Source organism: Microbacterium hominis (assembly GCF_013282805.1).
In the GTDB taxonomy this organism is placed as follows: Bacteria; Actinomycetota; Actinomycetes; order Actinomycetales; family Microbacteriaceae; genus Microbacterium; species Microbacterium hominis_B.
The window spans coordinates 3842579-3866715 of record NZ_CP054038.1; the positions used below are offsets into that span (position 1 = coordinate 3842579).

Genomic DNA, 24137 nt, shown 5'->3' on the forward strand with positions numbered 1-24137 from the left:
CCGATCAGAACAGGCTCGGCCCGCGCGCCGGGCCGACCGTCACCACCACCTGGGCCGTTGCGGTGTTGCCCGCGGCATCCATCGCCTCGTAGGTGATCGTGTAGATCGCTCCGATCGCCGCGACGACCCGGAAGGTCGTATCGTCGATCGTCTGGATCGCGGCCTTGTGCGAGCCCGCGGCCTCGGCCCCGGTCAGGGTGACCGTGACCTCGCCGCTGTCGTCGGTCGCCTCGATGGACACCGTGACGTCGGTCCACTTGTTGTTCGGCGGGAAGATCGACGACGGCGTGGCCGTCGCGCTGATCTCCGGCGCCGTCGTGTCGGGCGTCATGTCCAGACCGACCACGACGGGATCGTGGTCGCTCGACCGGTACGGGTCTGCCGCGAACAGCGCGTCCTGGGCCGGCTGCTTGAACGACATGTCGTAGTCGAGGATGTCGGCCTCGTCGGCGTTGATGTGCCAGACGGCGGTGCCCGTCACGTCACCGGCCAGCGCGGTGCCGGCCAGGGCGTAGTCGAGGTAGCCGAGCATGCCGTCGAACACGTACGAGTACGCGTTCTCGCCGCCGAACCGCGCCACGAGGTCGGTGTACCCGGCCGCCACCAGCGCGTCGATCGGGTCCTCCTTGTCGTAGGAGTTGAGGTCGCCGATGATCAGCTCGCGGCCCGCGCCCTGACCGGTGGGGTCGCCCGCCAGCCAGTCGGCCATCGCCAGCGCCGCCCGCGTGCGCACGCCGTTGCAGTTGCCCTGACCGTCACCGGCGTCGGGATCCTGCACGTCGGTGCAGGCGGAGCCCTTCGACTTGAGGTGGTTCACCACGACGGTGACCGTCTCGCCCGTCTCCACGTCGGCGAACGTCTGCGCGAGAGCGGGACGGTTCTTGTCATCGAGCCAGCGCGGGTCGTCGGCCTGCGTGAGCGTCGCGAACGCGCCGACGGGCTGCACCGCGGCGGGCTTGTAGACCATCGCCGTGGTGATCGCGTCGGTTCCCACCGGCCCGGTCGCGAGGTACTCATAGGTGCCCGCACCCACCGCGGCGTTCAGCGCCTCCGTGAGCGTCGCCACTGCCGTGTCGGGAGCCGCGGTGCTGTCCTCGAAGCCCACGACTCCGCTGTTCTCGATCTCGATCAGGCCGTAGACGTCGGCGTCGATCGCGGCGAGCGCCGCCACGATCTTCGCCTGCTGGCGCGCGAGCTCCTCCGCCGTGTCCGCACCGCGCGTGTAGTCGTCGTCGTTGCTGTTCGTGGGCGTCGGATCGATGGTGGTGAAGTAGTTGAGCACGTTGAAGCTCGCCACCGTCACGTCGCCGCCGACCTCGGGCACCTCCGGCCGCGGGTTCACCACGGTGAACTCCGCCCCCTGCGTGGGCTGCACGGCCCACGTCGAGAAGCGCCAGTCGAGCACGCCCGTGACGTTCTTCACCTGGTCGCCGCCTCGGAACGTGTTCGACAGCGTGAACTCGTCGCCGTTGGGGTGGATCGCGGGGTCGGGGTTCTGGCTGGAGCGACCATCGTCGATGGTGATGCGCTCGGCGAGGTTCTTCTCCAGAAGCGCCGTGTACTCGGCGGAGCCGGGCTCGACCACGGCGGTCGGCGTCATCTGGCGGCCGAGGCCCACCTCGATGGTGCCGAAGCGGTCGAAGTCGAAGTACTCGAGGATCGACAGCGACTGCGGCAGCGTGACGCGCATGCCCTCGAGCGGCTCATACGCGGCCGGGTCGACCGGCAGCTCCAGCGCGACCGGCTCGGGCAGAGCCACGCCGCTCGCACAGATCGCCACGTCGGCGGCGGTGATCTCCGTGAGCCCGTTGAACTCGCTCACCTCGCCGAGCACGTGCACCTCGTCGCCGGTGGCTACCTCCGCGCCGCCGGGGGCGAAGACGAAGATGCCGTCGGAAGTCGCGGGATCGCCGTCACCGGCATCCTGCACGTAGTACCCCTGGAACCCGCCGACCTGGAAGTCTCCGGTGACGACACCCTCGACGCGCACGGTCTGACCCTGCACCGGGGATGCCGCACCCGACCCCTGCACCGAGCCGATGGTCACCGGCGCGATGTCGCAGTCGGCCTGCTCCTCGGGCTCGGGGTCCGGGGGCAACGTCAGTGCGTTCGCCGTCCCGGGCGTGTTCACGGCTTCGCCGTCGACCAGCGTTCCTGTGAACATCGGGATGCCGGCCAGGTCGAAGTCGTTGACCACCCAGTCCGCGGACGTGTCGGTGTCGGTCCCGTCCGGGAAGCGCGAGGCTCCGCCCGGCGCGAACGCACCCCCGGCGAACGCGGGGTCGAGCACCGGGATGCCGTAGGTGAGGTCTCCGGCGCCGTTGTCGCTGATGGCGACGGCATCCACGATCTCGAACGAGAATCCGTCGTCGAGCACGCCGTCGTTGTCGACGTCGAGGTCGGTGCCGGCGGTCGGGGCCGTGCCGGTCACCAGCAGGAGCGTCATGGTGCCGTTCTCGAGTGCGTTGTTGCGGAAGCCCGTCCAGGAGCGACCTTCCGCGTCGGGGGCGCCGAAGGTGAAGGCGGCGTCGACGACGCCCGTCGGCGAGTTGGTGGCCGTCGCGTCGCCTTCGATCGAGAGCACGGAGTAGCCCGAGAGATCGGTGGCGCCGGAGGTCACGAGCAGCTCGATGTACTCGTTCGTGTCGGTCCCGACGTGGTTGGCGACGAACTCGTTGATCACCACGGTCGGCGGGTTGTCGCCGCAGACCGCGGTGTGCGCACCCAGACCGTCGAAGTTGTCCGTGGGGAACCCGGTCCACTCGGCCGAGGGGACGAAGACGTCGGCGCCGTTCGGGTCGCCGACGCAGATGTCGGCGTTGCGGCGGAGGGTGCTGTTGAGCGTCGAGACGCCGTTGCTCACCCACGCCGTTCCGGGGTCGAAGCCGATCTGTCCGATGACGTCCACCAGCGCGCCGGCCTTGGCGAGCGCGACAGCGTCGTCGCCGTTGAAGAAACCGCCACCGGCGGTCTGATCGACGACCCCGTTGGGGTCTGGAATCTCGGGGTTCGCACCGAAAACGGCCGAGGAGTGCGCGAAGACGTAGACGTCGCCGGGCGCCACGGTTCCCGTGAGTGCGATCGTGAGACCGGCCGTCGTCGACCCGTTGAAGTACTGCTGCAGCGCGTACCCGCCCGCGGCGAGGTCGATCGGCGCAGTGGTCGGGTTGTAGATCTCGATGGCCTTGTTGTTCGACGAACCTTCGACGTACTCGCTGATGAACAGTTCGGTGGGCTCTGCTGCCGATGCCACGGGTGCCACCAGGCCGACCAGGCCCAGGGATGCGACGACGACGGCGGCCGCGGGGCGGATGGATCTGCGCACGAAACCTCCTGATGAATGAAGGAGGCCTTCTGGGCCTCCACCCGCTCACGCTAGGGGAGGACGGCGCCCGTGTCAGGAGGTGCACGTGAGATTTCTGTGAACTCTTCGCGACGACCAGGAACTTTCGCCCGCCGAGAGGGGAGATCTGCAGGAATCTGCATCTGTGCAGAACGGCGCGACCGTCACAGAATGGTGTCCATGACCGCCAGCGCCGCCGAGCCCTTCCGGGTGGTGTTCGTGTGCACGGGAAACATCTGCCGCTCGCCCATGGCGGATGTGGTGTTCCGCGAGTTCGCCGCCACGGCCGGGCTCGCCTCGCGTGTGGCCTCCACCAGCGCCGGCACGGGCGACTGGCATGTGGGGGAACGCGCCGACCAGCGCACCCTCGAGGCGCTCGACCGCCGCGGCTACGACGGCAGCCACCATCGGGCGCGGCAGTTCACCCACGGCGACTTCGCGCGCAGCGACCTGGTCATCGCGCTCGACCGCACCCACGAGCGGATCCTCCGCGGCTGGGCCCACGACGAGGTCGACGCGGACAAGATCGCACTGCTGCTCTCCTTCGACCCGTCCGCCCGCTCGCTGGACGTGCCCGACCCCTACTACGCCGGTCCGGGAATGTTCGACGAGGTGCTCGGTATGATCGAAAGCGCGAGCCGGGCGCTCTTCCGGCAGCTCGAACCAGCGATCCGGCCGGCGATGTGACGTCGGCGGCATCCCGCGCGCGCCGCGCGTCCTCACGACGGGAGCACCGTGACCTCTCTCCCCCCTCAGCCCCTGAGCCCCCTCGACGGCCGTTACCGAGCCGCCGTGACCGGACTCGCCGACTACCTCTCCGAGGCGGGCCTCAACCGCGCCCGCGTGGAGGTGGAGGTCGAGTGGCTCATCGCCCTCACCGATCGCTCGCTCTTCGGCTCGTCGCCGCTCAGCGATGACGACAAGGCGCGCCTGCGGGCGCTCTACCTCGAGTTCGGACAGGACGAGATCGACTGGCTCGCAGCCAAGGAGGCGGTGACCCGCCACGACGTCAAGGCCGTCGAGTACCTGGTGCGCGACCGGCTGTCGACCCTGGGCCTGGACGGCATCGCCGAGCTCACCCACTTCGCCTGCACGAGCGAGGACATCAACTCCACCTCGTATGCGCTCACCGTCAAGCGCGCGGTCGAGGGCGTGTGGCTCCCGAAGCTGCGCGAGGTCATCGCCGCCCTCACGGCGCTGGCCGTCGAGCATCGGGATGCCGCCATGCTCAGCCGCACGCACGGCCAGCCGGCCACGCCCTCGACGATGGGCAAGGAGATCGGCGTGTTCGCCTGGCGTCTGGAGCGCGTGGCCGCCCAGATCGCGGGCGGCGAGTACCTCGCGAAGTTCTCCGGCGCGACCGGCACCTGGTCGGCGCACCTTTCGGCGGCGCCCGACGTGGACTGGCCGGAGCTGTCGCGCTCGTTCATCGAGGGCCTCGACCTCGACTTCAACATCTTCACGACCCAGATCGAGTCGCACGACTGGCAGGTGGAGCTGTACGACCGCGTGCGGCACGCCGGCGGCATCCTCCACAATCTCGCCACCGACGTGTGGACCTACATCTCGCTCGGGTACTTCTCACAGATCCCCGTGGCCGGCGCCACCGGATCTTCGACGATGCCGCACAAGATCAACCCGATCCGCTTCGAGAACGCCGAGGCGAACCTGGAGATCTCGGGCGGCCTGCTGGCCACGCTCTCGCAGACGCTCGTCACGAGCCGCCTGCAGCGCGACCTCACCGACTCGACCACGCAGCGCAACATCGGCGTCGCGTTCGGCCACTCGCTGCTCGCGCTCGACAACCTGCTGCGCGGGCTCGGCGAGATCGCCCTGGCGCAGCCGGTGCTCGACGCCGACCTCGACGGCAACTGGGAGGTTCTCGCCGAGGCGATCCAGACCGTCGTGCGCGCGGAGATCGCCGCCGGTCGCTCGCAGATCACCGACCCCTACGCGCTGCTGAAGGACCTCACCCGCGGCCGCCGCGTCGGCGCTCCGGAGCTGGCCGAGTTCGTGCGCGGGCTCGACATCGGCGACGAGGCTAAGGAGCGCCTCATCGCCCTCACGCCCGCGACCTACGCCGGCCTCGCGTCGAAGCTGGTCGACGAACTGGCCTGATCCCCGCCCTTCGCAGAAGCCGTCCCACGTCTCGTGGGGCGGCTTCTGCGGCATCCAGGCCCTGCAACCCGCGCACAGCGCCCCACGAACGCCGGGCCTCCCGCTTCGTGGGGCGCGTTGCGCGGCATCCACCGCCCGGAAACGGCGAAAGGCGCCCCACGAAACGCGGGACGCCTTCCAAAGAGTGGATGCCGCGTCAGGGCTTGTCGGCGGGATCGGTGTCGTCGTCGAGCAGCACGGGCTTGTCGATCTGCTTCGTGATGTCGGCGGGGTCGACCGCCAGCAGCAGCAGCGCCATGATCAGCAGCACGGCGATGAACGAGACCCCCGCGATCACCAGGGCGAGCACGATCGCCGCCTGCGCCTCTTCAGCGGTGCGCTGCTGGAAGAAGCCCATCGAGACGAGCGTGACGATGCCGGCGAAGATCGCGGCGCCGAAGGCGAGCCCGAGCAGCTGGACGGGCTTCATGAGGTCGCGGCGGGTGGGGCGTTCGTCGGTCACGGGTGGTTCTCCTGATCGGCACGGGCGACAGCCGGCGCCTCTGCGGGGGTGGTGGGTCGCGGCGAGAAGCCGGCGATGGCGAGATAGACGGCGATGATCGCGGCGTAGCCGCCGAAGATCCCGACGCCGATCGTGATGCCCGTCAAGGTGAAGCTCTGTCCGGCTTCGGCGATCGTGTAGTCCAGCGCGTAGGTCTGGGGCACGAGCAGCATCGCGGCGGCGAGCACGAGGGTGAGGATGCCGACGGTGAGCGCATCGCGGGACTGGCTGCGCGGGATGGCCGCGGCGGCGGCGAGCGCCTCCTCCTGGGACGGGTGTGCCGCCTCGAGCGTCCCCTTGTCGGCGCGGGATGCCAGACGCAGCCCCCGCACGCCGGCGACGAGCTCGATCACGCCGGTCGCGGCCGCCCACAGGATGACCATCCAGAAGTAGCCGTCGATCGTGCGCAGCGGCGGCAGGCCGCCTGCCATGCCCGCCGCGAGGGTCGCGAGAGCCATCAGCCCAGGGATGACCCGCTGCCCGGCGGGGTAGACGAGCCAGAGCGACACCGCCCACACGAGACCGGTCGCGATCGCGAATCCGCTGAAGACCGCGGCGCCGACGGCGGCGGAGTGGTCGGGCGAGAACGTGATCATGATCGCCGCGAGTGCCGCGAAGGCGGCGCGCGCGAACTGCACGTGGCGCACCTCGAAAGTGCGGGCGGCGGGGGAAGGGGTCACGGCGTTCCTACGCGGGCAGACGGGTGCCCGGAAGGGCACAGGGATGCCTCCAGTCTACGTCGGGTCTCCCTGAGCGAACGCGCCGCCGATCAGGCGGTTCTTGTGCAGGAGCGGCCGGTCGCGCGATCGGCGGGGTGCGGCATCCGCTCAGCCCGCGTCGATGACGCAGAAGCGGTTGCCCTCGGGGTCTTCCATGATCACGTAGTCGGCGTCGGCGGGGCGCCCCGCCCACTCGACACGCGCCGCGCCCAGCGCCTCCAGTCGCGCGATCTCGGCCACCTGGTCATCGGCGTACAGGTCGAGATGGATGCGCGGAGGGAGCACCCGCGGTGCAGGGACCGCGTCGAGCGACACGTTCGGCCCCGCGCCCTCGCGCGGGCGCAGCAGGGCGAAGTCGGCCGCGTGAGGCTCGCGGGCGACGTAGTCGAGCGCCTGTGTCCAGAACGCGATCTCGCGCTCGAGGTCGTCGACGCGGATCACGATCGAGCCGACGGTCAGCATCGCTCAGTCCTCAGCGAGGAATGCGAGCGCCGCCTGCCGGAAGTCCCGCGATCCGGGCGCATTGAAGTGGTGCCGACCGGGCAGCTCGATGAATCTGCCGTGGGGAGTGGATGCCGCGAGCGCGCGCGAGCGCTCGAGGATCGCGTCTTCGCTGCCGGTGGCGAACAGCGCCCGCTGCTGGGGCGGACTGGCCGGATCGGGGTCGGAGTCGCCGAGACGCATACCTTCGGCGAGAGCGACGAGAGCGCGCAGGTCGTTGCCGGCAACACGCTCGGCGAGGGTCACGTAATTGCGCGTGACCGGGTCTTCCACGGGTATTCCGCTTTCGGCATAGGCGCGGGCCTGTGCGATCTGAAGCCGGGCGAGCGGCCGCCCGTCGGGGATGCCGCCGAGCACCGCGCGATCCACGTGCTCGGGCGCGTCGAGCGCGAACTGCCAGCCGACGCGCGCACCGAGCGAGTATCCGACGTAGCGCACGTCGCCGACCAGATAGGTGTCGAGCACGACGAGCAGGTCGGCGACGAAGGCATCCATCGTGTAGTCGCGGGGGTCGTGCGGCTTGTCGCTCGCGCCGTGTCCGCGCTGGTCGACCCCGATCACGCGGAACCCGGCGCGCGTGAGATCTCGCACCCAGCCGGTGCTCACCCAGTTGTCACGGCAGCTCGACGCGAAGCCGTGCACGCACAGCACCGGCTCCCCGTCGTCGGGCCCCCACGTGTAGGTCGCGATGCGGTGCCCCTCCTGCGACATCACGAACTGCGGTGCGGGCATCTCGGTCAGATCGAGGCGGGGCGCGGCATCCATGCCCCCATTCTGGCCCCGCTGTCACAGCGGGGGCGGGCACCCGGCCGGATCGGTCGGCGGCCGGCCCTTCGTCTCGCTTCGCTCGCTCAGGGACCTCGGTTCCTCGACATCGGCCCCTGAGCGAGGGAGCGCAGCGAGCGAGAGGAAGGGCGGTTGTCACGCCGCCCTAGGGGCAGAACATCCGCGGCTTCGGGCCCGAGCGGTCGAACGTGTGCGCCGACATCGCGTGCCCGCACAGCGGGCACGCGCGCTCGGTGCGCACGGGCTCCGGCTCGGTGTCGTACGGGCCGACCGACGCCGGGCCGGCAAGCGAGATGAGCCGCGCGTTGACGTAGGCGTACCAGCCGCCGGCATCCCGCACCCGCTCGCGCAGCGGAGGTCGATCGGATCGGTTATCGCGTGGCATGATGATTAGTGTACTAACAGTTAGGGATCTGATGGACCAGTCGGCCGACGACCTGCTCGCACTCGACAACCAGGTGTGCTTCGCCATCGTCACGGCGGCGCGAAACGTCGTCGCGCTGTACCGTCCCGTGCTGGAGCCGCTGGGGCTCACGCACCCGCAGTACCTCGTGATGCTCGCGCTGTGGGAGCGATCGCCGCGGTCGCTGACCGACCTGGCCGACGAGCTCGCCCTCGAGCCGGCCACCGTCTCACCTCTGGTGAAGCGCCTCGAAGCGGCGGGGAACGTGGCGCGCACCCGGCGCCCTGGAAACGAGCGGATGCTCGACATCGCCCTGACGCCGCAGGGCGTGGCGCTGCGGGAGCGGGCCCTCGCCGTGCCCGGCCAGATCATGGCGCGCGTCGGGGTCGCGGCATCCGATCTGCTCGCCCTCCGCGACGCGCTGCAGCCCTTCGCGGGCAGGAGTCCGGTGTTCGCGGACTGACGCGGCGGCGCCCGGCGCCCGGCGCCCGGCGCCCCGCGCCCCGCCCGCTGGCCGATCCGGAAACCGGAGGTCCGCATGTTTTCCGGACCGGTACGCGGATTCCATCCGGAAAGAGGGCCCGGGTCCGATTTCCGGAGAGTGGATGCCGCGGGCACGGGCACCTCAAGGGCACTACGGGCCGCGCGGCTATGCGCGCGTGGCGTCGGTGTGGCCGAGAGTGCGATCGGGGGCGATGCGGTCGCGCACGCGCCGCTTGAGCACCGTCACCTCGGGGAACCCGCCGTCGACCTTCCGCGACCACACGAGCTCGTCGTCGGCGTGTACCTCGAAGATCCCACCGGTGCCCGGGACGAGGGTGACCCCGCCGCCGCGCAGCTCCTCCTGGAAGGTCGTGAGCAGTTCCTGCGCGGCCCACGCCGCGCGCAGCAGCCAGCCGCACTGGGTGCAGTACGTGATGCGAACGTGGTGGGACATGCGCTCCAGTGTAGGAAGGCGGGACGCACCCCGGGCGCGCCCCGCCTCGCGGCCTACTCGGCGAGCATCTCGCGCATCGTCTGGATCTCCGCCGTCTGCCCCGTGATGACGTCCTCCGCCAGCGCGATCACGCCGGGATGGATGCCGCGCTCGACCTCGCGCTCGGCCATGTCGATCGCCCCCTCGTGGTGCTCGATCATCTGCTCGAGGAAGAGCCGCTCGGCCTCGGCGCCGGTCGCCGCCTCGAGCGCTTCCATGTCGGCTCCGCTCATCATGCCGTCGCCGTGGTGCATGTCCTCGGAGCCGCCGGTCATCGGCAGGCCCCACTCCTCGAGCCAGTCCTCCATCTGCGCGATCTCCGGCCCCTGCGCGGCCTCGATCTGCTGAGCGAGCTCGCGAGCCTGGGCGCTGATGCCGTCCTTCCCGAGCAGCACGGCGCTCATCTCGAGCGCCTGCTCGTGGTGGGGGATCATCATGGCGGTGAACATGGCGTCGGCGCCGTTGAAGCCGGTGGCGGGGGGCGACGCGGATGCCCCGCCCTCGTGCATGGTCGCGGGCATCGTGCCGCCCGCTCCGGTCTGCGCCGCGCAGCCGGTGATCGCGAGCGCGGCGGTGAGCAGCAGTGCCGCGGAGGTCGCGGCAAGCGTGCGTGTGTTCATGGATCTGTCCTTGTCTCGTGTGAGGGTGAGCGCCCCGCGGCGCGGGGCGTGCGCATGCCGGCCGCACGGAAGCGGCCGTCAGGCGCCTCACGTGCGCAGGAGGGACAGTTCTTCGAGGGTGAGAGCCCAGCGGCGGGCGGGCGTCGCGGGCGGACCGCTCGACGCAGGCAGAACTGCGGCGCGGCGCAGGACGAGCTCCGAGCCCGGGCGGATCGCCAGCAGCATCGCCGACAGAAGGGCGAGGACGCACAGCATCGCCAGGGCGTGGGCGTCGGCGGGCGCCGGATCCCCGTCGAGGTCCGCGCCGCCGTGGTGCGCGCCGTCGGCGCCGTGGTCCGGGCCGTGGGCGCCGTGGTGCGCGCCGTGGGCGTCTCCGGCGTGCACAGCCACGGGGTCGGCGGCTTCGGCGGAGCCGCCGGTGACCGCGACCGCGGCCGGCGCGGCATCCATCGGCATGCCGACGTGCCCGACCGACAGCGCGTGCATCCCCACGAGACCCACGACCACGGCGAGCGCGAACAGCGCGGACAGCGCCCAGCGCACAGTGGCGGCGGCGCGGCGAGGGTCGGTCGATGCGATCATGGGTACGCGCCCAGCATACCCCCGGCGGGTATCCCGTGGAACGTTCAGCATCCCCGTCCACCGCGGCAGCAGCGCCGTCAGTGCGTCGGATACCCGGCCGCTCCGCGTGGCGGCGCGCCCCCGGTGGGCACCGCGGGGGCCTTCACCCTCCTGCCCCTGGGCATCGTGACCCTCGCGGCGGTGACCCTGGCGGCCGTATCGTTCTTCGTGCTCGTCCCCCGCAGTGCCGGCGGCGCTCACGCCGCCCGGCCGGACGCGGCGCCCGAGGCATCCCTGGTCACCGAGCCCTGGTCACCGAGCCCTGGTCACCGAGCCCTGATCCCCGGAACCCTCACCCCCGGGCCCGATCCGCAGGACCCGCACTCGAACCTCGATCCGACCCCGACCCCGACCCCGACCCCGACCGAAGGAGACACTCCATGCGTGGAGTCATCATGTACGCACCCGGCGACGTCCGCGTCGAAGACCGCGAGATGCCCGCCATCGTCGAGCCGACCGACGCGATCCTGAAGCTCTCAGCCACCTGCATCTGCGGATCCGACCTGTGGCCGTACCGCGGCGCGGAGCGCGTCGACCACACCCCGATGGGCCACGAGTACGTCGGCATCGTGCACGAGATCGGTTCGGACGTGAAGAACGTGCAGGTCGGCGACTTCGTCGTCGGATCGTTCTTCGCGAGCGACAACACGTGCGAGATCTGCCTCGCCGGCTATCAGACGCACTGCGTGCACCGTCAGCCCGGCGCGGCCACCGGCGCGCAGTCGGAGTACGTGCGCGTGCCGCTGGCCGACGGCACGCTCGTCGCGACGCCGGGGCAGCCCGATCCCGACCTCATCCCGTCGCTGCTGGCGGCCTCCGACGTGCTCGGCACCGGCTGGTTCGCCGCGGTCGCGGCGGAGGTCGGCCCCGGCAAGACGGTCGCGGTCGTCGGCGACGGCGCGGTGGGCCTGCTCGGCATCCTCGCCGCGAAGCAGCTGGGCGCGGAGCGCATCATCGCGATGAGCCGTCACGCCGACCGCCAGGCGCTCGCGCGCAGATTCGGCGCGAACGACATCGTCGAGGAGCGGGGTGCGGAGTGCGTCGCGCGCATCAAGGAGCTCACCGACGGGCTCGGCGCGCACTCGACCATCGAGGCCGTGGGCACCCAGGAAGCCATGGACCAGGCCCTGCGCGCCACCCGCGCCGGTGGTCACGTCGGCTTCGTCGGCGTCTCGCACGGCGTCGAGATCGAGGGCCGTCAGCTGTTCTTCTCGGGCGTGCACCTGCACGGCGGGCCGGCGCCCGTGCGCCGGTTCCTGCCCGAGCTGATCGACCTCATCTGGCGGCGCGAGATCGACCCGGGCGTCGTATTCGACCTCGTGCTCCCCCTCGAAGAGGCCGCCGAGGGCTACCGCGCCATGGACGAGCGTCGCGCCACGAAGGTGCTGCTCACCGTCTGAGTCCCGCCCGCCCCGCAGCCCCGGCCCGCTCGCGCCCCAGCGCCGGCACCCCCGCGCCCGCACCCCCGCGCGCGTGCCCGCACCCCCGCGCCCGCACCCCCACGCCCGCGTGCCCGCACCCCGCGCCCGCACGATCCGGAAACCGGAGGTCGCGGCGTTTCCCGGACTCACGTGGGCGTTGAGTCCGGAGAGCGTCCCGGGGTCCGGTTTCCGGATCGTGCAGGCGCGGCGGGGCCGCGGAGCCAGCGGGGCCTGGGCGCCCGCGGGGCCACGGGGCCGCGGGCCGGGGCCGCGGCCGGGCGGAGAAACGACAGAAGAGTGGATGCCGCGTCTGCGGCATCCACTCTTCTGTCGTCTCAGCGGCGGACGGTGATCCGCTCGCGGAGCGTGCGCGTGACGGGCCGGGGCAGCGGGATGGGCGCGGTCACCACGGCGTCGACGGTCATCGACCCGTCGACCGGCCCGACGATCGCGATCGGGGTGGTCGGGGTCACCACGTTCGGCGCGACAGGCGCCCGGCCGAGGCGACGGTGTGCGGCGATGTAGGCGGGCACGAGGATCACGACCGCGCCGATCCAGGCGAGCGGGTTCGACCAGACGACGCCGACATATCCGAAGGACGCGCCGAGCGCGACGGCCGCTCCCACCCGCGCGACGAGCTCGACGACGCCGGTGATCGTCGGGGTGATCGCGTCGCCAAGGCCCTGGAGGGCTCCGCGCAGCACGAAGAGGATGCCGAGCACCCAGTAGGTGAGGCCGTTGATGACGAGCATGAGCGCCGCCAGGTCGACGACCTCGTCGGAGCCCTCGCCGACGAACAGGCGCACCATCGCCGCGCCGCCGAAGATCAGCGCCGCGCCGAGCACGACCGAGACGCCGACCGCCAGCCAGGTCGCCTGCACGACACCGCGGCGGATGCGGTCGGGGCGTCCCGCGCCGAAGTTCTGCGCCACATACATCGAGGCGGCGAGTCCGATCGACTGCAGCAGCGCGACGGCCAGGCCGTCGACGCGGGAGGCGGTCGTGTACGCGGCGACCGCGTCGGCCCCGAGATCGTTGAGCGCGATCTGCACGACGAGGGTGCCGAGGCCGATGATCGACGCCTGGAACCCCATCGGCAGACCGAGCCGCAGGTGGGCGACGTGGTCGGCCCTGGTGACCTTCCAGTCGGCGCGCCGCACGCGCAGCACCGGGATGCGCCGGCGCACATAGGCGAGCGTAAGCGCGACCGACACGGCCTGCGAGATCACGGTCGCCCACGCGGCCCCGCCCACGCCGCCCTCGAGCGCGGCGACGATGACCACGACGAGCACGATGTTGAGCACGCACGCGATCGTGAGGAACACCAGCGGTGTGCGGGAGTCCCCGATCGCGCGGATCACCGCGGAGAGGTAGTTGAAGAACAGCATCGTCGAGATGCCGACGAGGCTCACCTGCGCGAACACGGTCGCGTCGTCCATGAGCTCGGCGGGCGTGTTCATGAGCTCGAGGGCGGGACGCGCCAGGAGCGGTCCCGCGATCGTGACGAGGGCGCTGGCGACCGCCGTGAGGATCGTGCCGGTCGCGACGGAGCGGCGAACCGCCGCGATGTCGCCCGCCCCGAAGGCCTGCGCGGTCGGGATCGCGAAGCCGCTCGTCATGCCCCACACGAACCCGAACAGCAGGAAGATCAGGCTCCCGGTCGCCCCGACCGCGGCGAGCGCGTCGACGCCGAGATGCCGCCCGACGACGACCGCATCGGCGAAGTGGTAGAGCTGCTGCACGACGTTGCCGATGAGCAGGGGCACCGAGAACGCGAGGATGACCCGCCACGGGCTGCCGGTGATGAGGGATCGGGACACAGCGATTCCTAGGAGAACGAGAAGAGTGGATGCCGGTGGCCGGCCGAAGATCGTGGGCGGCGTCGAATCGATTCGACGCACGGCATCCATTCTCGCACGCGCGAGCCGGGAACCACCACTCGCAGGGTCGCCTGTGGCGACCCGCGCGCCGGATACGATCACCACATGAGCCCCCACCCGGTCGCCGGCGCCCTCGTCCTCGTCACCGGAGGCGCGCGCGGAATGGGCGAGATCTACGTGCGCCGCGCCATCGCCGCGGGAGCGCGTGCGGTGGCGATCTGGGACATCGACGCCCCCGCAGCCGAGTCCCTCGCCGCATCGCTCCGGCCCTCGGGAGTCGACGTGCGCGCCTATCGGATCGACGTCGGCGACCTCGACGACATCCGCAGGGGAGTGGATGCCGTGCGCGCCGACCTCGGCGACCCCGACGTGCTGGTCAACAACGCCGGGATCGTGCGGGGCGCGCCCTTCTGGGAGCACGACCCGGTCGCCGACATCGAGGCGACGATGCGCATCAACACCCTCGCCGCGATGTGGCTGACCCGCGAGCTGCTCCCCGCGATGATCGCCGACGCCTCGCGGCCCAAGCGCGTGCTCACCATCGCCTCCGCCGCCGGAACGGTCGCGAACCCCGGAATGAGCGTCTACGCCGCCTCGAAGTGGGCGCTCATCGGCTGGAGCGAGTCGATGCGGCTGGATCTCGCGAAGGCGGGGCACCGGCACGTCGGGGTGACCGTGTTCTGCCCGAGCTTCGTCTCGACGGGCATGTTCGAGGGTGCGCGCGGTCCGCTGCTGACTCCGATCCTCGCCCCGCGGACGGCGACCTCGGCCGCGTGGCGCGGGATGCTGCGCGCGAAGCCCGTGGTCATGCGCCCGTGGACTGTGAAGCTCGGTGCGGCCCTGCGCGGCATCCTCCCCACCCGCGTGTGGGATGCGATCGCCGGCCCCGTCTTCGGCGTCTATCGCTCGATGGACCGCTTCACCGGCCGCGCCGGCGCCCGCTGACGCTCCCGGCCGCGGGCCTTGCTCGTGCGCGGTGCCGCGCGCCCGAGCGTGCGCGGTGCCGCGCGCCCGAGGCTTCGTGGGGCGCTTCGCGCGGCATCCATCACGGCGAAGCCACAGTTCTCGCCCCACATACCCCGCGCCCGACCGAGACGGGATGCCACACCAAAGGGGATGCCACAACAAGGGGATGCCGCGCTCAGCCGCGCTCGGAGCCCGGGCGGGATGCGGCGCTCAGCTCACCGTGCGGCGGAGCTCCTCGGCCATCCACCGGGCGTACTGACGCCAGGGGTCGGCGGTGCCGGGAATCGACGCGATGTGGCTCAGCAGAGACTCGTCGGCGAGGAACCACTCCCCGCCTTCGCGGAGCTCGGCGAACTGGCGGTGACGCTCACGCTCGAGGGTGCGGCCACCGCGCTCGAAGGCGAGCAGCTCCTGATGCCAGATGGCCGCGAGCCGCTGGCGCGGCCGCGATGAGGTTCCGATCTTGATGCGCTGCTCCCAGCGGAGGTAGTAGACAACCTCCACGCGGGGCGGGGGCAACTCGGGGTCGGGGCTGTCGCCGACGCGCCACCCGCACGCGGCGCAGCAGCGACCATCCGCGCCGCTGACGACCTCGCCCGCGCCGCACAGCACACATGCCTCCGACTCAGACAAGGTAGGCGTCCACCATCAGGGGGCCTCGGATCGACCGCAGCTCATCCACGAGCCGGTCGATCCCCCCGCGCCCGACCGTCGGGAGTTGGAGGTCGTGCGGTCCGAGCGGCCGGAGTTTCCCGGTGCGCAGGCGCACGACCTCCCACCCGGCCTCGCGCAGCAGGCGGTCCTTGCGGCGGTCCGTCTCCTCCCGGGGGCCGACATGCTCGAGCCCGTGGCGGCCGACGGTGTCGTACTCGACCGCCACCCGCAGCTCGGGGAGCAGAAAGTCGGGCCACACCTCGAGGTGCCCGAAGAAGGGCCGGTTGACGCGCACGGCGTTCATCCCGGGGGTCACGCACAGCCGCGCGAACAGCGCCGCTCGCACCCGCGCCTCGGCGGCCGAGGCCGGCTTCGGCGCGCACGCGCTCACGAAGGGCTCACCAGCCGGCAGCTCCGGCGTCTTCTTGCAGAGCGGCCGCGCGGTTCGGCGCGCACGGCCGGCCCGCCGCGGCGCCACCCCCGGGCTCATCGGCCGGCCCGCCCGCACCGGCTCCCCCGAGCCCGCCGAACGCGTCCCATCCCCTCGCGGCGCATCCACCCGCACCCCCGAAGGCGCCCCCTCCGCCCCCGCGGGCACCGCCTCCGCCCACGCGGGCGCCCCCTCCGCCCCCGCGCGCACCCCCTCCGCCCCCGGTGCACCCGCCCCCGGCGCGGCAAGGCGGCCCGCCCGCATCGGCGCCGCCGGCGCGCCCCGCCCGGGCCGCGCTCCGCTCGTACACTCCGGGCACCACGCCGACCGGCGGCGGCGCCCCTCGGGCCGCGAGCGCTGCTCGCTCGGCGTCGCCACGAACAGATGGCCGGCCTCGCACTGCCACAGCAGCAGCACGTCGGCGGCGGGAGGGATCTGCGACAGCACGATCCCGGCGTTGAGGTCGGGGTGGTACTGGCGCACGAGCATCGGGTACGACGCCCAGGCATCGCGGTAGGTGCCGACCTCGTAGGGCACGTCGAGGCCACGCGAGAACTGCCGTCGCGCCCACCAGGCCTCGATCCGCTCCGCCATGTGCCGAACGCTACCCGGGGCTTCCGACGTCGATCACGGAACCGAACGCTATCCGGGGCCTCCGACGTCGATCACGGGATCGCGAAGACGACCTTCGAGCCCGACGGCACAGCCGAGGTCACGATCCTCGTGTCGAAGGTCGCCAGCAGCGCGTCGTGCGAGGCGGCGAGGTGCAGGAGGTACGAGTCGGTGACCTGCGCGCTCGCGAGCAGCCGCTCGGTGTGGATCGAACTGTCGAGCAGGCTCACAGAATCGGGGAGGAACACGTGTCCGTCGCGGGCGGCGAGGCTGGCCAGGGATGCCAGCACGACCGGCGCCGGCTGATGGTTCGGGTACTTCGGGTGGCTCACCACGCGAACGACCCCGTTCTGCACGATCGGGCACGTGTGCCAGGTGGCCTCGCTGCGGGTCGCGAACCAGCGATGCGCACGGTCGTGATGCACGTGCAGCGGGTCGATGAGCGCGACGACCGTGTTGACGTCGAGCAGGTGCGCACTCACGCGAGGTCGTCCCGCAGTGCGTTCACATCGTCGAGCGTCGGCCTGTCGGCGATCGGCGGCGCGGGCAGAAGCATGATGCCGTTGCGGGTTCCGCCATGGCGCTGGCGCTCGGTGAGCGTCGCGCGCGCGAGCTGCGAGAGGGCTTCGCCCAGGGTGATCCCTCGGGCGTCGGCGAACTGCTTCGCCGCCGCGAGGACGTCGTCGTCGATCGTGACCGTCGTGCGCATGCACCAAGCATCACGCATCACGCATCAGGTCGCAACGGTCTCCGTGGTGCGGCGGGGCGCGGCATCCATCCCGGTCTCGTCACGCGCGCGCCGGCCCACCCGGAACAGCGCCCTGTCGACGGCGACGTAGACGAAGCCGACGGCCTCGAGCGCCACCGTGAGCGCGACGATCCACAGCGCGACACCGCCGAGGCCGAGTGCGGCGACGTCCATGAACGGGTACGGGAAGGACTTGCCCGGCGCGAACTCCCCGCCCAGCGCTCCGAACACGAATGCGAACGCGAGGTAGCCCCACGGGATGAGCCCCCACAGGAGCGGGTCGACCCAGCGCATGCGACCCTTCGGCGTGAACAGCAGCCAGTCCGCGACGACGAGGATCGGCGTGATCACGTGCACCAGCGAGTCCGTGAGCGTATATGGCACGTAGGAGCCGCCAGCCGTGAGGCTCGGCACGAGGACCACCGTGTACACGAGCATCGTGACGGTGATCGCCATCATCACCGCGCCGTGGAACTCCGGCGAGGGGTTCGACAGCCCGCGCGCTCCGCGGCGGACGAGGTCGCGGGCGGTCGCGAGCGCCACCACCGTCATCCACACCAGGGCGAGCACGTTGCTCAGCGCCGTGAAATAGAGGAGCGTCGACCAGCTCGGGTCGGGGGAGAACAGGCCGAGCAGGCGGATGATGCCCGCGGCGATCAGCACGACCGCGACGATGCGGTACGCGAGGGCGAGCGGACGCAGGGGGATGGCCACGGGAGTGACCTTATCCGGGGCGCACCTCCACCACGACCTTTCCGCGCGCGCGCCCCTCGCCGTGTCGGGCCAGGGCGATCGCGGCCTGGTCGAGCGGATACCGCGCATCGATGTGCACCGCGACGTCGCCGGCGAGGATCCGCTCGGCGAGCGGCGTGAAGTGCTCCGGCCCCTCCCGGATCGCCGCCACACCCAGCCGGCGCCCCGTGACCGCACCGGCGAGCGCGCCGATCGTGAGCACCCGCGCGATCGCGCGCACCGTGCCGCCGACCATCAGGTAGCGCCCGCCCGGGGCGAGCGCGCGCCGGTAGGCGAACACCGAGCGGTGCGCGACCAGATCGACGATGAGGTCGTACGGGCCGGTGCGGGTGAAGTCGGCGGTGCGGTAGTCGATGACCTCGTCGGCCCCGAGGCTGCGCACGAAGTCGAGCTTTCCGGCGTTGTCGACCGCGGTGACATGGATGCCGGCGGCCGCGGCCAGCTGGATCGCGAACATCCCCGTCCCGCCGCCGGCCCCGTTGATCAGCAGCCTCTCTCCCGGATTCGCGCGCGCGACCGTCTGGAGGGCGATGGCCCCGGCCTGGGGAATGGTGGATGCCTCGGCGAAGGCGATGCCGGGCGGCTTCGCCGCCAGCGCGGTCTCCGGCGCCACGGCGAATTCGGCCAGGCCGCCCATGAGCCGCAGGTTGTCGCCGTACACCTCGTCGCCGACGCGGAACCGCCCGACCCCGGTGCCGACGGCGGCCACCCGCCCCGCGATGTCGGACCCGAGGGTGCGGCGGGCCGGCCGACGCAGCCCGCCGATCCGCGCATACGCCGGACTGCCGTGGAGCCCCTCCCAGTCCGAGAGGTTGATGGCCGTGGCGACGACCTCGACCAGCACCTGGCCCGGGCCGGGCAGCGGCATCGGCACCTGCGCGAGCCGCAGCTGCTCGACGCCGCCGTAGCGGTCGTACACGATCGCTCTCACGCCGTCAGTGTGCCTGGGGTTCCCGCCCGCCGCCAGGGGCGCGGTTGCCGGCGGCGCGGTTGCCGGCGGGGCGGTTGCCGGCGGGGCCGCGGGCGTGGCATCCACTCGCCCGGATCAGGTGATCTGCCCAGAACAGCACAATCCAGCCCGCCAACGACCTGTCTCCGCCGGATCACCTGTTCTCAGCAAGAGGGACAGTGCTCAGCAAGAGGGACAGCGCTCAGTTAGAGGGACAGTGCTCAGTTAGAGGGACAGTGCTCAGCAAGAGGGAGAGCGACGTGAGCAGGCCCGCGGCATCCACTCGCCCGGATCAGGTGATCTGCCCAGAACAGGACAATCCAGCCCACCAACAGCCTGTCTCCGCCGGATCACCTGTTCTCAGCAAGAGGGGCAGCGCTCAGCAAGAGGGACAGCGACGTGAGCGGGCCCGTGGCATCCACTCGCCCGGATCAGGTGATCTGCCCAGAACAGGACAATCCAGCCCACCAACAGCCTGTCTCCGCCGGATCACCTGTTCTCAGCAAGAGGGACAGCGCCTCAGCAAGAGGGACAGCGCTCAGCAAGAGGGAGAGGGACGCGAACGGGCCGCGGCGACGCGAATCGCCGAGCACTGCCGCCCATTCGTCACCCCGCCACGACGGGGGCGTTCAGCAGCTCCCAGTTCCCCTCCGAGACAACCTCGACCCGCCCGTCCACCACCGCGATCGCGGTCTGGTCGTCGATCGCATAGGCCGGCCCGTCGATGCGGGTCGCCCACTCCCGCGCGCGTTCGAGCGTGTTCGACGCCCAGCCCGGGTAGTCGAGGTGGGGGAAGATCGAGAAGTCGACGACGCCCAGCGTCTCGTCGGTGCCGTCGGGATGCCAGTCGACGAACTCCCGGCCGATGCGCGGTGTCATGACCATGCTCCCCGCGCTCACCCCGACCCAGACGGTGTCGCTCAGCGAGGGCAGCAGCTGCGCGAACCCGGACTCCCGCATCCAGTGGGCGAGATAGATCGCCTCGCCGCCGTCGACCAGCAGCACATCTGCGTCGCGCACCCACGGCACCCATCGATCGCCGCCGATCGAGGGGAGCGCCGCGAGTTCGAGCACGCCGACCGACTTCCAGCCGAGCTCGGTGAGCCCCTCCATGCCGTCCCATGCCCCGGCGGTGGACATGAACACCGTCTCCGGCGAACAGGCGGGCTGGCCCCACTGCGCGGTGGGGATGAACAGCGCCTTTGCCTCGGAGAGCGGCTTGCCCAGCATCCCGACCAAGGCCTGTCGAATGCTCGCGTTCGTGACCCCGCCCGACGTCAGCAGCAGCTTCACGAAGCGTCCCCGCGACGGGCGTCCGCGCCCAGGCTCTCCTGCCAGCGGCGCTTCTCGCGGGCAAAGAGCACGGCGAAGATGCCCCAGACTCCGAGGTCGTCGACGAAACCGAGCGGACCGAGCACCAGTTCGGGGATCAGATCGATCGGCACGACCGTGTAGACGACCGCCGCGATCGCGACGACCCACGTCGTGGGCGCGACGCGGTGCTCGCGGTTCTTGACCGCCTTGAGGAAACTCCACCACATGCGTCCAGTGTGCGGCACGTCGCCGACATCGTGGAGGGGGTTGCGGAAAGCGGAATTTCCCGCCCCTGCCGCACCATCCGGCGAGCGCGGCAGCTCCGTGAGGTCCCCGATCAGCGGCTCTCCGCGCGGCGAGCGCCCGCGCGGCGAGCGCCCGCGCGGCGAGCGCCCGGCCGGCCGACGAGACGGTCCACTCCCCACAGGAGGGCCGCGACCGCGAAGACCAGTGCGACCAGCGGCAGCAGCGCCAGCACGACCCCGCCCCAGCCGTTCACGGCGGGATCCAGGAAGTCGACGGGGTAGCGCGCCCACACGTCGGGGAACGCGATCGAGCGCGCGATCATCACGAGCGCATACCCGAGCGGGAACGCCACCCACCACAGCGCCCGCCGCCAGCTCACCGCCCGATGCGGCCCGAAGGCGATCCAGTCGACGAGCATCAGGGCGGGCACGACCCAGTGGATCAGGAACGCTGAGCGATTCACGAGCGCCAGCGCGGGGTCTGCGGCCACCAGTCCCGGCAGAGGGTTCTCGCCACCGCCGTAGACCCAGGGCGAGATCAGTCCGACGAAGATGATCGCGACGGTGACGATCCCGCGGAGCATCGGCGCCGGCGCATCGGCCGTGCCGCGCCGCACCATCCAGTACAGCGCGGCGGCGATGTAGCCGAAGACCAGCAGATTGGCCTGAACGGAGAGGAAGGGCAGACCCCACGCGTTGGTCAGCAGCCCGACCCCGCAGCACACGAGGGTCGCCCCGCGGCACAGCAGCGCCGCGATGAACCGTGACCTCGTCGGGCCGGCCGACATGGCACCCACCCTACTCAGCGTCGCCCCGGGCGCGGCACCCACCCTACTCAGCGTCGCCCCGGGCGCGGCACCCACCCTACTCAGCGTCGCGCTGGGCCGGGCATCCCCGGCTCGCGTCTTACGAATTCGCAACACCTGCCGATGGACCGGTGTCGAACCGGAGACAACCCTGCAGGCCTCGGGGTACCATGCCAGCGTTCGGCACATTCGGCCGGACGCCCGGCTCACGGCAGATCGGGAGTGTCGTGGGGGCGGGCACCACGACCGCTCCTGCGCCTCACGCCATGCAGCGATACAGACGGACCTTCGCCGGAGTCCTCGGCGGCCTCATCGGGCTGATCGCGCTCAGCATCGTCGCGGGACTGCTCGTGGTCGCCCCCCTGGCGCCGGCCATCGCGCTGAGCGGACACGCGGCCAGCACCGCCGTGTCGCTGTTCGACCACCTGCCCGGCTATCTCGCGATCGACCGGCTCATGCTGCCGACGACGATCTACGCGAAAGACCCCGAAACCGGCGAAGACGTCGAGCTCACGACCTTCTACGACCAGAACCGCGTACCGGTCCAGTTCGACGAGGTCTCGGCGGTCATGTACGACGCGATCCTGTCGTCGGAGGATCCCCGCTACTACGAGCACGGGGGCATCGACATCTTCGGCACGACCCGCGCGATCCTGAGCAACGCGCAGGGCGGGGAGACGCAGGGCGGCTCGACGATCAGCCAGCAGTACGTCAAGAACGTGCTCGTGCAGCGATGCGAGCGCGACGCGACCGACACCGAGACCGAGACCCGCGAAGAGGTGCTGCTGTCGTGCTGGGAGGATGCCACCACCGCGGCGGGTGTGGAGGGCTACGAGCGCAAGCTGCAGGAGATGCGGTACGCGATCCAGCTGGAGCGCCGGTACGCGAAGAACGACATCCTGCTCGGCTACCTCAACATCGCGAACTTCGGCGGCACGACCTACGGCATCGAGGCGGCGGCGCGCTACTACTTCAACACGACGGCCGCCCGGCTCACCCTCGGGCAGGCGGCGACGCTCGCCGGGATCGTGCAGAACCCGAACACGTACCGCATCGACCGCGCGGGCGGCTCGATCATCGGGTCGGACGGCGTGGGGTTCAACAAAGCCGCCGACGGCAGCGTCGACGACGTCGCCCGGGGCACGCTCGCGGGGCTGGACACCCTCCTCGCCCGAGGGGAGATCACGCCCGAGCAGCACCTGGCCGCGGGCGACCCGTACAGCGCCACGAAGGGTCGCCAGCTGTACGTGCTGGACCGGATGCTGCAGGAGGGCCGCATCACCGAGGAGCAGTACCTCGCGGCAGTCGTCGAGCCCATCACCCCGACCATCAGGCAGGCGAACACGGGCTGCGCCGCCACGGCCGCCGCCTTCTTCTGCCAGTACGTGGTCAACACCGTGAGATCCGATCCGGCGTACGCGAGCACGTTCGGCGAGGATGCGACCTCGCGCCGGCAGTCCCTCACGCGCGACGGTCTGCACATCTACACGACGCTCGACTGGCGGCTGCAGAACGCGGCGCGCGACGCGATGAGCGCCCACGTCCCCGAGACGGTGGGGGGCATGAGCTTCGGCGCAGCATCGGTCAGCATCGAGGCGACCACCGGACGCATCCTCGCCATCGGCCAGAACAACCGCTTCAGCGAAGACCGCGATGTGACGGCATCCAATTCCGCCTACACCTCCCTCGTGTACGCCGGCGACACGATGCACGGGGTCTCGGGCGGGTTCCAGACGGGATCGACGTTCAAGCTCTTCACGCTCGTCGACTGGCTCGAGAAGGGGCACTCGCTGTTCGAGCGGGTCAACGGCACCCTGCGAGTGATCCCGCGTCTCGCCGACCGGTGCGAAGGCCCGTGGATCAATCTCGAGAACGACATCGTCGGCAACTTCGGAAAGGTGCCGGGATACGCCGGCAACCCCATGCAGTTCACCGCTCAGTCGCTGAACAGCGGCTATCTCGGCATGGCCGAGCAGCTCGACCTCTGCGACATCGAGGAGGTGGCCGCCCGCATGGGGGTGACCCGCGGCAACGGCGACGCGGTGGATGTCGATGGCGCGGCGGCGGTGATCGGCACGAACAACATCGCCCCGGTCGCGATGGCCGCCGCGTACGCGACGATCGCGAACAACGGCAAGTACTGCGTGCCCCGCGCGATCGAGCGCGTCGTGAACGCCGATGGCGTCGAGCTGCCGGTTCCCGGCAACCGCTGCTCGCAGGTGATCGACCCGGAGGTCGCCGCCGCCACCGCGTTCGCCCTGCAGGGCGTGATGCGGCCCGGTGGCACCGGATCGTTCGGCAATCCGAACGACGGCACCCCGATGATCGGCAAGACCGGCACGCACGAGGCCTTCCAGACGTGGCTCATCCAGTCGAGCACGCGGGTGGCCACCGCGGTGTGGGTGGGCAACTCCATCGGGGAGGGCGACGTGTTCCGCGCCTTCCACAACGGGCTGCAGCTGTCGCAGGCCCGTCATCCGATCGGGCGCGAGATCCAGGCCGTGGCGAACCGGCTGTACCCGGGAGGCGAGTTCGCGGCTCCGCCGTCGGACCTCGTGCGCGTGCCGTTCGTGCCCCGTGCCCCCGCACCCGACGAGGACGAGGAGGAGCCGGATGCCGGCACTCCGGCCGGCGGCGGCAACGGAGGCGGCGGCAACGGCAACGGAGGCGGCAACGGAGGCGGCGGCAACGGCAACGGAGGCGGCGGCAACGGCGATTGACCCGGCGCCGG

The 24137-nt window shown here is 71.3% G+C and carries 25 protein-coding genes; 6 read left to right on the top strand and 19 right to left on the bottom strand.

The genetic code is table 11. The features are described 5' to 3' along the window. Window positions 1-4: 4 nt before the first annotated feature. Window positions 5-3325 carry an ExeM/NucH family extracellular endonuclease gene (locus tag HQM25_RS17230; protein WP_172991352.1) on the bottom strand — a complete coding sequence of 1107 codons (3321 nt, stop codon included), beginning with the start codon at window positions 3323-3325 and terminating at the stop codon, window positions 5-7. A gap of 198 nt (window positions 3326-3523) precedes the next feature. On the opposite strand from HQM25_RS17230, the gene HQM25_RS17235 reads away from it, so the two are divergent. Both HQM25_RS17235 and purB read left to right on the top strand, forming a co-directional pair. Further along, window positions 3524-4030: a low molecular weight protein-tyrosine-phosphatase gene (locus HQM25_RS17235; RefSeq protein ID WP_172991353.1), complete on the top strand. Its 507-nt coding sequence runs from the start codon at window positions 3524-3526 to the stop codon at window positions 4028-4030. 48 nt (window positions 4031-4078) lie between these two features. Next, entirely contained in the window at window positions 4079-5461 is a 1383-nt protein-coding gene (gene purB, locus HQM25_RS17240; protein ID WP_172991354.1) for an adenylosuccinate lyase, read from the top strand. Between the two features lie 196 nt (window positions 5462-5657). Here the strand turns inward: purB and HQM25_RS17245 are convergent, their stop codons facing one another. The 5 genes from HQM25_RS17245 to HQM25_RS17265 all read right to left on the bottom strand — a co-directional run bounded on the left by HQM25_RS17245 (window position 5658) and on the right by HQM25_RS17265 (window position 8393). Continuing rightward, window positions 5658-5963: an amino acid transporter gene (locus HQM25_RS17245; RefSeq protein ID WP_172991355.1), complete on the bottom strand. Its 306-nt coding sequence runs from the start codon at window positions 5961-5963 to the stop codon at window positions 5658-5660. Continuing rightward, window positions 5960-6682 (bottom strand): acyl-CoA synthetase, encoded by a 723-nt coding sequence (locus tag HQM25_RS17250; RefSeq protein ID WP_172991356.1) that lies wholly within the window; start codon window positions 6680-6682, stop codon window positions 5960-5962. Before HQM25_RS17250 ends, HQM25_RS17245 begins: the two co-directional genes overlap by 4 nt. A gap of 147 nt (window positions 6683-6829) precedes the next feature. Continuing rightward, a complete protein-coding gene (locus tag HQM25_RS17255) occupies window positions 6830-7183 on the bottom strand; it encodes a VOC family protein (protein ID WP_172991357.1) in 354 nt (117 codons plus the stop codon). Between the two features lie 3 nt (window positions 7184-7186). Continuing rightward, window positions 7187-7987 carry an alpha/beta fold hydrolase gene (locus HQM25_RS17260; RefSeq protein ID WP_172991358.1) on the bottom strand — a complete coding sequence of 267 codons (801 nt, stop codon included), beginning with the start codon at window positions 7985-7987 and terminating at the stop codon, window positions 7187-7189. 166 nt (window positions 7988-8153) lie between these two features. Further along, on the bottom strand, window positions 8154-8393 hold the full coding sequence (locus tag HQM25_RS17265) for a hypothetical protein (RefSeq protein ID WP_172991359.1): 240 nt from the start codon (window positions 8391-8393) through the stop codon (window positions 8154-8156). 31 nt (window positions 8394-8424) lie between these two features. On the opposite strand from HQM25_RS17265, the gene HQM25_RS17270 reads away from it, so the two are divergent. Further along, complete coding sequence (locus HQM25_RS17270; protein WP_172991360.1) at window positions 8425-8874, top strand: MarR family winged helix-turn-helix transcriptional regulator; 450 nt, start codon at window positions 8425-8427, stop codon at window positions 8872-8874. 186 nt (window positions 8875-9060) lie between these two features. Here HQM25_RS17270 and HQM25_RS17275 read toward each other — a convergent pair whose 3' ends face one another. The 3 genes from HQM25_RS17275 to HQM25_RS17285 form a co-directional block, all read right to left on the bottom strand. Next, window positions 9061-9348: a SelT/SelW/SelH family protein gene (locus tag HQM25_RS17275; RefSeq protein ID WP_172991361.1), complete on the bottom strand. Its 288-nt coding sequence runs from the start codon at window positions 9346-9348 to the stop codon at window positions 9061-9063. Between the two features lie 53 nt (window positions 9349-9401). After that, complete coding sequence (locus HQM25_RS17280) at window positions 9402-10007, bottom strand: DUF305 domain-containing protein (RefSeq protein WP_172991362.1); 606 nt, start codon at window positions 10005-10007, stop codon at window positions 9402-9404. Between the two features lie 87 nt (window positions 10008-10094). Next, window positions 10095-10589: a hypothetical protein gene (locus HQM25_RS17285; protein WP_172991363.1), complete on the bottom strand. Its 495-nt coding sequence runs from the start codon at window positions 10587-10589 to the stop codon at window positions 10095-10097. 419 nt (window positions 10590-11008) lie between these two features. On the opposite strand from HQM25_RS17285, the gene HQM25_RS17290 reads away from it, so the two are divergent. After that, a complete protein-coding gene (locus HQM25_RS17290; RefSeq protein ID WP_172991364.1) occupies window positions 11009-12028 on the top strand; it encodes a zinc-dependent alcohol dehydrogenase family protein in 1020 nt (339 codons plus the stop codon). Between the two features lie 356 nt (window positions 12029-12384). On the opposite strand, the gene HQM25_RS17295 is transcribed toward HQM25_RS17290, so the two are convergent. Continuing rightward, window positions 12385-13869, bottom strand: coding sequence for an MATE family efflux transporter (locus tag HQM25_RS17295; RefSeq protein WP_172991365.1), 1485 nt, complete (start codon window positions 13867-13869; stop codon window positions 12385-12387). A 165-nt stretch (window positions 13870-14034) separates the two neighbouring features. Here HQM25_RS17295 and HQM25_RS17300 point away from each other — a divergent pair, with 165 nt between their 5' ends. Further along, window positions 14035-14874 carry an SDR family NAD(P)-dependent oxidoreductase gene (locus HQM25_RS17300; protein ID WP_172991366.1) on the top strand — a complete coding sequence of 280 codons (840 nt, stop codon included), beginning with the start codon at window positions 14035-14037 and terminating at the stop codon, window positions 14872-14874. A 231-nt stretch (window positions 14875-15105) separates the two neighbouring features. Here the strand turns inward: HQM25_RS17300 and HQM25_RS17305 are convergent, their stop codons facing one another. The 9 genes from HQM25_RS17305 to HQM25_RS17345 form a co-directional block, all read right to left on the bottom strand. Continuing rightward, window positions 15106-15528: a GIY-YIG nuclease family protein gene (locus HQM25_RS17305; RefSeq protein WP_172991367.1), complete on the bottom strand. Its 423-nt coding sequence runs from the start codon at window positions 15526-15528 to the stop codon at window positions 15106-15108. Beyond that, complete coding sequence (locus HQM25_RS17310; protein ID WP_172991368.1) at window positions 15521-16573, bottom strand: zinc-ribbon domain-containing protein; 1053 nt, start codon at window positions 16571-16573, stop codon at window positions 15521-15523. The genes HQM25_RS17305 and HQM25_RS17310 overlap by 8 nt, the downstream gene beginning before the upstream one ends. A 71-nt stretch (window positions 16574-16644) precedes the next feature. Continuing rightward, window positions 16645-17073, bottom strand: a complete 429-nt coding sequence (locus HQM25_RS17315) for a TA system VapC family ribonuclease toxin (protein WP_172991369.1) — start codon at window positions 17071-17073, stop codon at window positions 16645-16647. Beyond that, window positions 17070-17300 carry a hypothetical protein gene (locus HQM25_RS17320; protein ID WP_217275165.1) on the bottom strand — a complete coding sequence of 77 codons (231 nt, stop codon included), beginning with the start codon at window positions 17298-17300 and terminating at the stop codon, window positions 17070-17072. The genes HQM25_RS17315 and HQM25_RS17320 overlap by 4 nt, the downstream gene beginning before the upstream one ends. A 24-nt stretch (window positions 17301-17324) precedes the next feature. Next, window positions 17325-18053: a Pr6Pr family membrane protein gene (locus HQM25_RS17325; protein ID WP_172991371.1), complete on the bottom strand. Its 729-nt coding sequence runs from the start codon at window positions 18051-18053 to the stop codon at window positions 17325-17327. 10 nt (window positions 18054-18063) lie between these two features. Then, window positions 18064-19023, bottom strand: a complete 960-nt coding sequence (locus HQM25_RS17330) for an NAD(P)-dependent alcohol dehydrogenase (RefSeq protein WP_172991372.1) — start codon at window positions 19021-19023, stop codon at window positions 18064-18066. A gap of 624 nt (window positions 19024-19647) precedes the next feature. Then, the gene (locus tag HQM25_RS17335; RefSeq protein ID WP_172991373.1) at window positions 19648-20334 is read right to left on the bottom strand and encodes a Type 1 glutamine amidotransferase-like domain-containing protein; all 687 of its coding nucleotides are present in this window, start codon (window positions 20332-20334) and stop codon (window positions 19648-19650) included. Beyond that, a complete protein-coding gene (locus HQM25_RS17340) occupies window positions 20331-20582 on the bottom strand; it encodes a YkvA family protein (protein ID WP_172991374.1) in 252 nt (83 codons plus the stop codon). The genes HQM25_RS17335 and HQM25_RS17340 overlap by 4 nt, the downstream gene beginning before the upstream one ends. A gap of 110 nt (window positions 20583-20692) precedes the next feature. Next, a complete protein-coding gene (locus HQM25_RS17345) occupies window positions 20693-21388 on the bottom strand; it encodes a Pr6Pr family membrane protein (protein ID WP_172991375.1) in 696 nt (231 codons plus the stop codon). A 284-nt stretch (window positions 21389-21672) separates the two neighbouring features. Between HQM25_RS17345 and HQM25_RS17350 the strand changes: the two genes are divergently transcribed. Then, window positions 21673-24126: a transglycosylase domain-containing protein gene (locus HQM25_RS17350; RefSeq protein WP_172991376.1), complete on the top strand. Its 2454-nt coding sequence runs from the start codon at window positions 21673-21675 to the stop codon at window positions 24124-24126. The last annotated feature ends 11 nt before the right edge of the window (window positions 24127-24137 follow it).

What these genes read in the sequence shown, in the direction of transcription:
- HQM25_RS17235 (WP_172991353.1), top strand. Translation starts at nt 3,524, where the DNA reads ATGACCGCCAGCGCCGCCGAGCCCTTCCGGGTGGTGTTCGTGTGCACG.
- HQM25_RS17255 (WP_172991357.1), bottom strand. Translation starts at nt 7,183, where the DNA reads ATGCTGACCGTCGGCTCGATCGTGATCCGCGTCGACGACCTCGAGCGC.
- HQM25_RS17260 (WP_172991358.1), bottom strand. Translation starts at nt 7,987, where the DNA reads ATGGATGCCGCGCCCCGCCTCGATCTGACCGAGATGCCCGCACCGCAG.
- HQM25_RS17265 (WP_172991359.1), bottom strand. Translation starts at nt 8,393, where the DNA reads ATGCCACGCGATAACCGATCCGATCGACCTCCGCTGCGCGAGCGGGTG.
- HQM25_RS17270 (WP_172991360.1), top strand. Translation starts at nt 8,425, where the DNA reads ATGGACCAGTCGGCCGACGACCTGCTCGCACTCGACAACCAGGTGTGC.
- HQM25_RS17275 (WP_172991361.1), bottom strand. Translation starts at nt 9,348, where the DNA reads ATGTCCCACCACGTTCGCATCACGTACTGCACCCAGTGCGGCTGGCTG.
- HQM25_RS17280 (WP_172991362.1), bottom strand. Translation starts at nt 10,007, where the DNA reads ATGAACACACGCACGCTTGCCGCGACCTCCGCGGCACTGCTGCTCACC.
- HQM25_RS17285 (WP_172991363.1), bottom strand. Translation starts at nt 10,589, where the DNA reads ATGATCGCATCGACCGACCCTCGCCGCGCCGCCGCCACTGTGCGCTGG.
- HQM25_RS17290 (WP_172991364.1), top strand. Translation starts at nt 11,009, where the DNA reads ATGCGTGGAGTCATCATGTACGCACCCGGCGACGTCCGCGTCGAAGAC.
- HQM25_RS17300 (WP_172991366.1), top strand. Translation starts at nt 14,035, where the DNA reads ATGAGCCCCCACCCGGTCGCCGGCGCCCTCGTCCTCGTCACCGGAGGC.
- HQM25_RS17310 (WP_172991368.1), bottom strand. Translation starts at nt 16,573, where the DNA reads ATGGCGGAGCGGATCGAGGCCTGGTGGGCGCGACGGCAGTTCTCGCGT.
- HQM25_RS17320 (WP_217275165.1), bottom strand. Translation starts at nt 17,300, where the DNA reads ATGCGCACGACGGTCACGATCGACGACGACGTCCTCGCGGCGGCGAAG.
- HQM25_RS17340 (WP_172991374.1), bottom strand. Translation starts at nt 20,582, where the DNA reads ATGTGGTGGAGTTTCCTCAAGGCGGTCAAGAACCGCGAGCACCGCGTC.
- HQM25_RS17345 (WP_172991375.1), bottom strand. Translation starts at nt 21,388, where the DNA reads ATGTCGGCCGGCCCGACGAGGTCACGGTTCATCGCGGCGCTGCTGTGC.
- HQM25_RS17350 (WP_172991376.1), top strand. Translation starts at nt 21,673, where the DNA reads ATGCAGCGATACAGACGGACCTTCGCCGGAGTCCTCGGCGGCCTCATC.